General features: G+C 71.6%; 7 protein-coding genes and 1 pseudogene. 2 read left to right on the forward strand and 6 right to left on the reverse strand.

Annotated features, from left to right (window positions below; genetic code table 11):
* The coding region (locus ACFVWU_RS39880; protein ID WP_387630425.1) for an ROK family protein at nt 1-428 on the forward strand (428 nt) is incomplete at its 5' end.
* 81 nt (nt 429-509) lie between these two features.
* On the opposite strand, the gene ACFVWU_RS39885 is transcribed toward ACFVWU_RS39880, so the two are convergent.
* Both ACFVWU_RS39885 and ACFVWU_RS39890 read right to left on the reverse strand, forming a co-directional pair.
* Nucleotides 510-2,498, reverse strand: coding sequence for an alpha-L-fucosidase (locus ACFVWU_RS39885; RefSeq protein ID WP_387630428.1), 1,989 nt, complete (start codon nt 2,496-2,498; stop codon nt 510-512).
* Nucleotides 2,499-2,982: 484 nt separating this feature from the next.
* Nucleotides 2,983-4,947, reverse strand: a complete 1,965-nt coding sequence (locus ACFVWU_RS39890) for an alpha-L-fucosidase (protein WP_387630429.1) — start codon at nt 4,945-4,947, stop codon at nt 2,983-2,985.
* Between the two features lie 561 nt (nt 4,948-5,508).
* On the opposite strand from ACFVWU_RS39890, the gene ACFVWU_RS39895 reads away from it, so the two are divergent.
* On the forward strand, nt 5,509-8,349 hold the full coding sequence (locus ACFVWU_RS39895; RefSeq protein WP_387630430.1) for a ricin-type beta-trefoil lectin domain protein: 2,841 nt from the start codon (nt 5,509-5,511) through the stop codon (nt 8,347-8,349).
* Nucleotides 8,350-8,407: 58 nt separating this feature from the next.
* Here the strand turns inward: ACFVWU_RS39895 and ACFVWU_RS39900 are convergent, their stop codons facing one another.
* The 4 genes and pseudogenes from ACFVWU_RS39900 to ACFVWU_RS39915 form a co-directional block, all read right to left on the reverse strand.
* Nucleotides 8,408-9,103, reverse strand: coding sequence for a FadR/GntR family transcriptional regulator (locus ACFVWU_RS39900; RefSeq protein ID WP_387630431.1), 696 nt, complete (start codon nt 9,101-9,103; stop codon nt 8,408-8,410).
* A gap of 103 nt (nt 9,104-9,206) precedes the next feature.
* Complete coding sequence (locus tag ACFVWU_RS39905) at nt 9,207-9,518, reverse strand: L-rhamnose mutarotase (protein WP_387630434.1); 312 nt, start codon at nt 9,516-9,518, stop codon at nt 9,207-9,209.
* Nucleotides 9,515-10,192, reverse strand: a complete 678-nt coding sequence (locus ACFVWU_RS39910; protein WP_387630436.1) for a lactate utilization protein C — start codon at nt 10,190-10,192, stop codon at nt 9,515-9,517. Before ACFVWU_RS39910 ends, ACFVWU_RS39905 begins: the two co-directional genes overlap by 4 nt.
* Nucleotides 10,192-10,447 (reverse strand): annotated as a pseudogene (locus ACFVWU_RS39915) ((4Fe-4S)-binding protein); the annotation flags it as partial. The pseudogene ACFVWU_RS39915 and the gene ACFVWU_RS39910, both read right to left, overlap by 1 nt.

Consider the following 10,447-nt stretch of genomic DNA (forward strand, 5'->3'; position numbering starts at 1 on the left):
GGGGCGCGGGGGGCGCCCGCGGCGGCGGGGAGTCGGCGGGGGGCGGGGGGGCGGGGCGCGGCGGGGCGGTTCGCCCGCCGCACGGCCCGGGCGACGCGATCGCCCTGCTGGCCGAACGGGCGGGCGCCGGGCACCCGCCGACCCTGGCGGCGCTGGACCGCGCGGGGCGCGCCCTGGGTCTGGCCCTCACGTCCGCCGTCGACCTCATCGACCCGGACGGCCTCGTCCTCGGCGGCGCCTACGCCGACCTCGCCGACTGGCTGCTGCCGTCCGTACGCGCCGAGTTGGCCGCCCGGGTCACCGTGCGGCCCTGGGCTCCGGAGGCGCTGCGCCCGTCCGCCCTTGGTCGGCGCGGGCCGCTGCTGGGCGCGGCGCTGACGACGGTCCGCCGGATCATGGCGGACCCGACCCTGCTGCCCGTCGGCTGACGGCCCTGGGGCCCGTCCTCAAACCTCCGCCTGCGGGAGTCTGAGGACGGACCCCAGGAGCGCCCCGGGGCCGCTACCGCGTCAGTCGTGCTCGACCACGACCATCGCGTGCCCGTCCGCGGTGGTGACCCGCACGTGGACGTACTCGCCGTCGTGCTCCCAGGCCAGCTCCTGTCCGGCGGGCTGCAGCCGCACCGAGCGCGGCGCGGTGGCGAGCCGGATCGCGACGGGCACGTCGACCAGCGGGAACGCGTCGTGCACCAGGTCCAGCTGCGGGGTCTCCCGGGACGGGACGAAGCTGATCAGGTGCACCACGGTGCTCGTGGCGGTCCGGGCGACGGTGGTCTCCAGGTGGACCGGCCCGCCGGCGCGGACGAGCGGGTCCGGCAGCAGCCGGTCCAGGGCGGCGCCGAGCAGCTGACGGTACGTCTCCAGGCCGTGCTCGTGGAAGGCCTCCAGCAGAGACACGGTCACGGCGGCCACCCCGTCGTCGACGACGACGGCCACCTCGTCGGTCGGGTCGGCCGGGGGAGTGTATTGGTGGCCGCAGAAGCGGTCCCAGGAGCGCGGGAAGTAGGGCGCCACGACCCGGGCCAGGACCTCGGCGCCGGGCAGCGCCCGGGCGGTCAGCCGGGAGCCCCAGTTGATGACCGGGAAGTCCTCCGGAGCTCCGGGTACGCCCTCGCAGGCGAGGAAGGTCTCCCCGGCCGGAGCCGGGGCGAGGCCCTCGACCGGGAGGTCGGGCAGGGCCGGCTCCGTGCCGTTCTTGAGCAGCGCGGGCCCGACCAGCAGCAGGGCGCCACCGGCCTGGCGGTACGCGCCCAGGCGCTCGGCCAGGGCGTCGTCCACGGGGGTGCTCTCCGGTACCACGACGGCCCGGTACCCGCTCAGGTCGGCGGTCGGCGGGACGATCTCGAACTGTGCGCGGAGCTGCTGGAGCGCCCGGACGGCGCCGATGTTGCTCGCGCCCGGGTTGTCGCCGAGACCGGGGTCCACGACCACGGCGATCTCGTTGACGACCTGTGCGCCCTCCAGGAACGGCTCGCACGCCTCGATGTGCCCGTAGGCCGAGCCGATCAGCTCGTACACCGCCCGCGAGGGCACTCCGCGCGGGTGCAGCACGTCACCGACGCCGCCGGTCAGGCCGTGGCTCAGCATCTGGCTGGTCTCGTAGCGCAGGGCCGCCAGGGGCTTGAGGCCGGCGTTGTCGCCCCAGCTCTCGTGGAAGCGACCGGTGTGGCTGAGGACGGGCAGCCCGAGCGGGCGGACGAAGCGGGCCACGTACGGCAGGAACGCGTAGCCCCAGCCGCCGGTGGGCAGTCCCTCGATCTCGACGTGCCGGATGAACTGCCGCTCCTCGGACAGGCCGGTCTTCGGGCGGCTGTTGAACCAGACGCCCTGGACGGCGTCGGCGGGGAGGGACTTCTCCACCATGGCGGAGTAGCGGGCCATGTAGCGCTTGGCCACGAGGTCGGCGTAGCGGTTCCGGTGGTCCTCGTCGGTCGGGTCCAGGCCCTCGCGGCGCATCCCGTCGATCGCCCAGCGGCTCGCGCTGGGTTGGTTCCAGCACATGTCGATGAAGATGCCGTCGACCGGGGCGACGCGGCGCAGCACCTCGTCCAACTGGTCGGCGAAGTAGTCGGCGTAGGGACTGGACATGTCGAGGATGTTCCAGGCCGCCTCGAAGGCGGTGGCGCTCCAGCGTGTGACCTTGAGCTTCTCGTCGACCGCGATCCACTCGGGGTGCTCCCGGGCCGCGTACTCGTCGACCTGGAGGGAGAGGTAGATCGGCGCGCGGATGCCCACGGCGTGCAGGGCCTCGACCTGTTCGCCGAGCAGGTCGAGATCGGGGGCGAGCCCGGGGTGGCGTTCCGGCCGGTCGGTTCCGTAGTAGAGGTGGCCGTGGTGGCACTTTGCGAAGACGGTGACGCTGTCGACGTGGGCTTCCTTGAAGGCCCGGGCGAAGGCCACCGGGTCGAAGTCCCGCCCCACGTCGGGGATGTCGGGCCCGGTGTGGAAGTCCAGGTGGACGGTTCGCCGGGGGAAGCGAGTGATGCTGTGAGCGCTCACATTACCTTGATTCATGGGATGGATTTATAGAAGGCATGTGCTGGCGAGTCCAGGGGTTTCGTGAGAGGAGTTTTGAAACCCCTTGTCAGAGCAGTGGATTCGAAGATGCTGAGGCGTCCAACCGTTGGGCTTGATCATCCCTTCGCTTCTCAGACATGGGACCTCCTGCTACGTTGGCGCCGTGTCGCTGACCAATGCGCCCGTTCGCGGACCTGCCCAGCCCTGCCTCGACGGCCGAGACGCGGCGACTGCTCCAGGAGGCCGAAGCCGAACTCGCCCACTGGATCGTCCGCCGCCTTCGCTGATCGCGGCTTCGGATCACCGGGCCAGATCGATCAGATGAGTGTTCCCAGACAGCTGGCCGACGACCCCAGTGGACCGTCAACGGCGGCACTTGGCGGCAGTGGAACCTGGTCAAGGCCGACTGAGCCATGCCGATCGGTGGGTGGCGCCCGCCCGCGACGAGCGCCACCCACCGCGCCGGTCACCCAGCGGCAGTGGCGGAGTTGGAGACGGACGGGTCCAGGAAGCGGCGGTCGTAGACCTCCAAGGAGCGGATCGACGCCCAGGCGCCGGCGTCCAGGCCCGTGACGGTCACCCGGACGTAGCGGGTCCGGGCCGTGAACGTCATGGTCTGTACCTGCGCGGCGGTGGTGTTCCCGCTGAGGTCGGCGAGCGTCGACCAGGTGGAGCCGTCGGTGGATCCGTCGACCCGGAAGCGATAGGCCTTCCCCGGCAGTTCCCAGGCGATCCGGGCGCCCGTGACCGGGCGCACCGAGCCGAGGTCGGCCTGGAGCCTGTGGCCGGTTCCGCCGTCGGCCGCACACCACCGGGTGGAGGTGTCCCCGTCCACCGCGTTGGCGGTCACGTTCCCGTGCGAGGTCTCCACGCTGTCGGCCGTGGTCGGGCAGCCACGGGCGATGTCCGTCGGGACCACCGGTCGGTCGAGCACGATCGCCACGACGGTGTCGTCGGGGTAGCGGGTGCGGTCGATGCCGGTGACGGTGACGCCGTTCCCATCGGTCGTGCTGTGGGGGAGTGGGCTCCTGGAGACCACGTCGTAGACCGCGGTGACCTTCGCGTCGCCCAGCGAGGGGCTCGTGAAGCTGCTGCCGCCGCTGTACCCGGCCAGCAGGTGGGCGTAGACGGTCCGGTCGGTGAAGGTGAAGCCGTACTGGCCGTCCACCGGGTTCCACGGCCCGCCGCGGGTGCCGTGCACGGCTTCCCGGTTGGCGGTCATGAATCCGCCGATCTGGCGGACGACGGCTGCCTGCTTGCTCGGCACCGCGCCGGTCGCGTCCGGGCCGACGTTGACGATCACGCACATGTCGCGGACGAAGGAGTTGACGATCAGGGCCAGCGCCGAGGACAGGGACATGGCGTGGTCGCCGCTGTACGCCCAGGTGCCGCCGGAGACGCTGAACGCCTTCTGGACGAGGCGGCCGAAGCGGATCGGCCCGCTCGGCACACCGAACCCCTCGTCGATGTCGTAGTCGCCCACCCAGCCCGAACGGGAGTTGGCCACCGCGTTCGGCAGGTGCTGGCGCACCAGGCCGGTGAGCCCCAGCGGCTTGCCGGTGCCCCACTCGGTCTCGCCGTACGCGGCGTCCACCGGCCAGCCGTTGCCCGGATCCCGGTACTGGCCGGGCTCCCAGAAGAAGGACCCGTCCGCGTCGGTGCCCTGCTGCGCCAGCCAGCCGCCGTCCCACCAGATGTCGTCGACCGCGCCGAAGTCGGTGACCAGTTCCTTCACGGACTGGTACACCTCGTTCTTCATGGTCCGGGCGTTCTCGTGGTAGTCGAAGCCGGCCGGATCGGTGCCCTCGTAGTTCCACGGGTACGGGCTGTTCGGCAGCACGCAGTCGGAGGTGAGTGCGGGGCTCGGCGGCTTCGCCCCGGTCACGTCGTAGTAGCCGGGGTAGCGCCAGTCGATCGGTGAGTAGTAGAGCCCGACGCGCAGTCCGGCGGCGCGTACGGCGTTCACGTAGCGCGTGACGAAGTCCGTGCCGGCGGGGAACGGAGCGTCGGCGGAGGTCCAGGCATTGGGATGGCGGCTGGGCCACAGGGCGAAGCCGTCGTGGTGACGGGTGGTCAGTACCACCTGCGCGGCGCCGAGGTCACGGGCCAGCTGGGCCCAGGCGACGGGGTCGAAGGACTGCGACTGGGCGGCGAAGGCGCCGGCGTACTGTGACCGGTAGGCCGTCGGCTTGGTCTTCGAGCCGAACATGTACCACTCGCCCTGGGCCGGTTCCGAGTAGACGCCCCAGTGGATGAACATGGCCAGCTTGTTGTCGCGCATCCACTGGATCTTGCTGTCCGGCTGCTGCCAGGTGCCCTGGTCGAGTTTCGGGATGCGCAGCGGGACGAGGGGCAGCGGGTCGCCCGCGGCCGCGGCCGCAGCCGGGATGCCGACGGGTCCGACGACGGTGGCGGCGGTTGCGACTGCCACGCCGGTGAGCACACTTCTCCGACTGATGGATCGTGACATGGATGCTCCGTTTGTCCTGGAATGCTCGCTATCGGGTGGGCTCCGCGAGTCAGGTACATGTATCGCGGCGATCGGAGCGGACTGTCAAGGCATCTGACGGCGACATATCCGATGACTCGCAATGGTCGGCGCATCCCGTCGGACGTGAGTCGACTCCCTCCGGGATCGCGCCATCTCGCGCACCGCCAGCTGAATTCGGCAGGTCAGGTGGCTAGTCCAGCCACCGCTCCGCGACCTTCGGGGGCCCGTTCCGTTCTTCGGGCGGTCCGACAGCACGCCTCCGGACTTCGTGGGAGGGTGCGCATTCATCGGATCGATTCGCGTCAACCACGGTCGCGATCGGGCGACTTGTGCATACACTGACAACCGCCGGTCCTTCGATCGCCCGTTGCCTCGTCCGAGCGTCCCGGCCGTACACCCGGCGCTCCGCCGGCCCCGTTCGACAGCGACCGTCCGCCGGCCCCCTTCGCGCGAAGCCGGCAGCACGTTCCCTTCCGTCCTTCCCGTCTGCCTGGAGCTGCCGTGGCGAAACCATCGATCCACCGCGCGGGTCTGCCCGCCGTCCTCATCCTGTTACTGAGCGCGCTGACCAGCCTGATCCGGCCGACCACGGCCGGTGCCGTCACCACCCCTGCCACCGCCGTCACCGTCGACGGCACCCAGCCGGGCCTCGCCTTCGACGGCATCGGAGCGATCTCCGGCGGCGGCGGCAACACCCGACTCCTCGTCGACTACCCGGAGCCGCAGCGCACCCAGCTCCTGGACTACCTGTTCAAGCCCGGCTACGGCGCCAGCCTGCAGCTGCTGAAGATCGAGATCGGCGGCGACACCAACTCGACCGACGGCGCCGAGGCCAGCCACGAGCACACCCAGGGCGTGGTGGACTGCGACCAGGGCTACGAGTGGTGGCTGGCCGCGCAGGCCAAGGCACGCAACCCCGGCATCAAGCTCTACGGCCTCTCCTGGGGCGCGCCGGGCTGGGTCGGCGGCGGCAACAACACCTTCTTCACTCCCAACGCGATCAGCTACCTGATGGACTGGATGGGCTGCGCCAGGCAACACGGGCTGACCATCGACTACCTGGGTGGCTGGAACGAACGCGGCTTCGACGCCGCCTGGTACGAGAACCTCAAGTCCTCGCTGGTGTCCAACGGTTACGGCGCCACCAAGGTGGTCGCATCGGACAACAACGGCTGGTCGGTGGCCGACGCGATGACCACCGATCCGGCGTTCAGGAACGCGGTCGACATCGTCGGCGTCCACTACCCGTGCGGCTACCTCGGATCCTTCTCCTCCTGCCCGAGCACCGCGAACGCCCGTGGCCTCGGCAAACCGCTGTGGGCCAGCGAGAACGGCTCCGAGGACGCCACCGACGGCGCGCCGGCGGTCGCCCGGGGCATCAACCGCGACTACCTCGACGGCCGGATGACCACCTTCATCAACTGGCCGGTGATCGCCGCGCTCTACCCGAACCTGTACCACTCGACCGACGGCATGTCGATCGCCAACCAGCCCTGGTCCGGGAACTACCTGATCGGCAGGACCACCTGGGTCACCGCGCACACCACCCAGTTCACCCAGCCGGGCTGGCGCTACATCGACCCGGCGGGCGGCTACCTCAGCGGCGGCGGTGGCAGCTACGTGACGCTGCGCTCGACCACCACCGACGACTACAGCACGGTGCTGGAGACGATGGACGCCACCGCCGCCCAGACCGTGAACCTCCAGGTCACCGGCGGCCTGTCCGGCGGGACCGTCCACGTCTGGGCCACCGACGTGAACTCCGGCAACACCGCGGACCACTTCGTTCACCAGAGCGACCTGACACCGGGCAACGGCCGGTACAGCCTCACCCTGCAGCCCGGCCACGTCTACACCCTGACCACGACCAGCACCGTCCCGGGCACCGCCGCCGCCCAGGGCAAGGGCAACGCCACCCCGCCGCCCGCGGCTCCCCTCGCCCTGCCCTACCGCGACGACTTCGGCGGGGCCACCGACAGCACCTCGCCGAAGTACTTCACCGACATGAACGGCGCGTTCGCCAAGGTGCCCTGCGCCGGCGGCCAGTCCGGCACCTGCCTGCAGCAGATGGCCACCGGCACACCGGTGCGCTGGACCGGCGAGCCCTACGCCAACCCCTACACCCTCATGGGCGACGGCGGCTGGAGCAACTACACCGTCTCCGCCAGGGTGCTCCTGCGGCAGCAGGGCAGCGTGGAACTACTCGGCCGGGTCGGCCAGCAGGGCCGCAACAACAACGGCCTGAACGCCTACCACCTGCGCGTCTCCGACACCGGCGCCTGGTCGATCCTCAGGAGCGACCTGAGCTGGAACTTCACCACCCTCGCCCAGGGCACCGTCGGTGCGCTCGGCACCGACAGCTGGCACTCGGTGGCACTGACCATGCAGGACAGCAACCTCACCGCGGTGATCGACGGCACCGCCGTGGGCTCGGTCAACGACGACACCTTCTCCAGCGGCCAGGCCGGTCTCGGTGTCGTGGGCTACCAGAACGACCAGTTCGCCCGGTTCGCGGTGACTCCCGGAACCGGGTCGGCCACGCCGGGCGGCAACCTCGGCTTCGAGTCCGGCGACTGCTCCGGCTGGACCTGCTACGGCGGTGCCGGCGCGGTGGCCGGAAACGCCCACAGCGGCGCGTACAGCATCCACCTCCCGCCGAACTCGGGTGCCGAAGAGACCATCTCGGGTCTGACTCCCAACACCGCCTACAACCTGGGCGGTTGGGCGAAAATCAGCGCCGCCGGCCAGTGCGTCCGGCTCGGCGTCAAGGACTTCGGCGGCACCGACACCAGCACCTGCCTCTCCGGCACCTCCTACACCAGGTGGGTCGTCCGGTTCACGACCGGACCGAACAGCACCAGCGCCACGGTCTACGAGTGGAACCCGCCCGGCAACACGGCCACCGGCTGGGGCGACGACCTCGCTCTCACCACCGGACCGGTGACCGGGGCCCTGGTCCTCGCCGCCTCCAACAGTTGCGTCGACATCCCGGGCGCCACCACGAACCCCGGCGCCCGGCTCGACATCTGGAGCTGCAACACGGGCTCCAACCAGAGCTGGAGCCACCTCGCGGACGACAGCGTGCAGGTGTACTCCGGCAGCGCTCTGCGCTGCCTGGACGATCTCGGTTCCAGCACCGCCCCCGGTGCCCCGGTCGGGATCTGGAACTGCAACGACGGCCTCAACCAGCACTGGCGGTTCAACTCCGACGGTACCGTCACCACACCGGCCGCTCCGGGGCTCTGCCTCGGAGCGCCCGTCGGCCGGACCGCCGACGGGACCCCGCTCGGTCTCCAGCCCTGTGTGGCGGGTGCCACTTCGCAGCGGTGGAACCTGGCCTGACGTGTCCCATCCCGCGTAGTGGTGTGACGCCGGGGTTCCCGGGCGCCACACCACTACGTCAGCCGAGGGCCGATCCCGGTTCGCCGAGGGTGTCGCGGAGCCACTGCTCGACCCCAGCGACGTGCACGGTCGCCCAGGCGTGGGCGAGTTCCGGGCGCCGGCCGGCGATGGCGTCGAAGATCGCGCGGTGCTGCTGGCGGGTGTCGGCCGCCGCGCCCTCCTCGGTCAGCCCGCGCCAGATCCGCGCGCGCATGGTGGGCCCGGACAGGCCGTCGATCAGCGAGCAGAGCACGGTGTTGCCCGATCCGGCCGCGATCCTGCGGTGGAACTCCAGGTCGTTGGCGATGAGTTCCTCCAGCGAGGCGTCCTCGTCCAGGCTCTCCAGCACCTCGCCCAGGCCGGTGACGTCCTCCTCGGACATGACCCGGGCGGCCATCGCGGCAGCGGCGGGCTCCAGGATGCGGCGGACCTCCAGGAACTCCAGCACCGTGTTGTCCTGGTGGAAGTCGACGACGAAGCCCAGCGCGTCCAGGAGGACTTCGGGCTCCAGGCTGGTCACGTACGTGCCGTCGCCCTGGCGCACGTCGAGCACCCGGATGAGCGACAGCGCCTTGACCGCCTCTCGCAGGGAGTTGCGGGACAGGCCGAGCCGGTCCGCGAGGTCCGCCTCCTTCGGGAGCTTGGCGCCGGGGCGGAGCTCACCGCTCACGATCATGGCCTTGATCTTCTCGATCGCCTCGTCGGTGACTGGCACTGCCTCGCCTTCCCTGGTCATCTGATCTTCGCAGCATACGGGCTCCGTCCGGCCCGGCCGTGGTGCTTCCGGACACCGGGGCCGGGCCGGGCGGCCGGGACGGTTACAGCTCCCACACCACGGGCAGCCCGGCGGCGGCACCGTCCGCGGAGTAGTCGTGGACGACATCGAGGAGGTCGGCCATCCGCGCCTGCCAGGCGATGTTGACCGGGAGGCCCTCCAACCGGGCGAGCAGCCGGGCGTAGTCCTCGCACTCCAGCAGGTGGAACAGCTCCGAACCACTGCGCCAGATCGTCCAGGAGGTCACGCCCGCCGCCCGGATGGCGTCGGTGAGTTCGGTGGGCACCTCGCGGTGCGCGGCCTCGTACTCCTCGATCCGGTCCCCACGGACGCGGGTGTGCAGGGCGATCCTCATGGCTGCTCCGAAGGTTCGGGGGCGGCGGTGGCCGCTGTGTCGGCGGTGTCGACGATGACGACGTCCAGGGTGCGGGGCCCGTGCACGCCCTCGACCCGGGTGAGTTCGATGTCGCTGGTCGCGGACGGGCCGGAGACGAAGGTCAGCGGCAGGCGCGGGTCGAGGCGGGCGAGTGCCCCGGGGACGTCGTCGACGATCTGCTCGGCGCGGACGACGCACAGGTGGTAGTCGGGCACGAGGCTCAGGGCGCGTCTGCCCTGGCCCGGGCCGGTGTCCAGAACGACGGTGCCGGTGACGGCGATGCCGACGGCGGCGAGGGTGACGGCACCGTCGAGGGCGTCCAGCGCCGGGACGTCCAGGGGCTCCCGGTGCCACTCCCAGCCGCCGGACGGCAGGAAGCCGTCCGGAAAGCCCTCGGGCACGGCCAGGCGCGTGGCGCCGCGCGCGGTGAGGGCGGCGGCGATCGCCCCGGGCAGTCCGGCCGGGTCGGTCCGGGTGACGGTGGCGCGGTAGTCGGCGACCCGCTCGGCGAACAGGGCCACGATGTCCTGCCCGGGGGCGGTGTGGCCGCGCCGGTAGTCGCGCGGGACGGGCAGGTCCTCCGGGGCCTCGTCGGCGGGGACGTCGGCGAGCGCGGCGCGGACCCGGGCGAGGATGGCCTCCCGGGCGTTCATCACTTCCCCTCCCGGTTCCTGCGCCACCAGGCGCGGAAGGATTCGGCGGGTGGCACCGGGGTGTCCCGGTCGGCGGACCAGCCGCTCAGCGGGCCGGGCAGCCGGCCGATCCGGCCGCCCCGGGCCAGCGCCCGGCCGCCGAGCGAGGCCGCCCGCTGGGCGGCGCCCAGCAGCGCGGGGGTGCCGGGGACGGTGGGGGCCGCCTTCAACCGCACCGCCTCGCGGGGGGGCTGTCCTCCGGGGCCGCGCTTGGCC

It is taken from the genome of Kitasatospora sp. NPDC058190 (assembly GCF_042883685.1).
Classification (GTDB): Bacteria; Actinomycetota; Actinomycetes; order Streptomycetales; family Streptomycetaceae; genus Kitasatospora.

Coding starts and splice junctions, on each gene's coding strand:
- ACFVWU_RS39910 (WP_387630436.1), bottom strand. CDS start 10,192: ATGAACGCCCGGGAGGCCATCCTCGCCCGGGTCCGCGCCGCGCTCGCC.
- ACFVWU_RS39905 (WP_387630434.1), bottom strand. CDS start 9,518: ATGAGGATCGCCCTGCACACCCGCGTCCGTGGGGACCGGATCGAGGAG.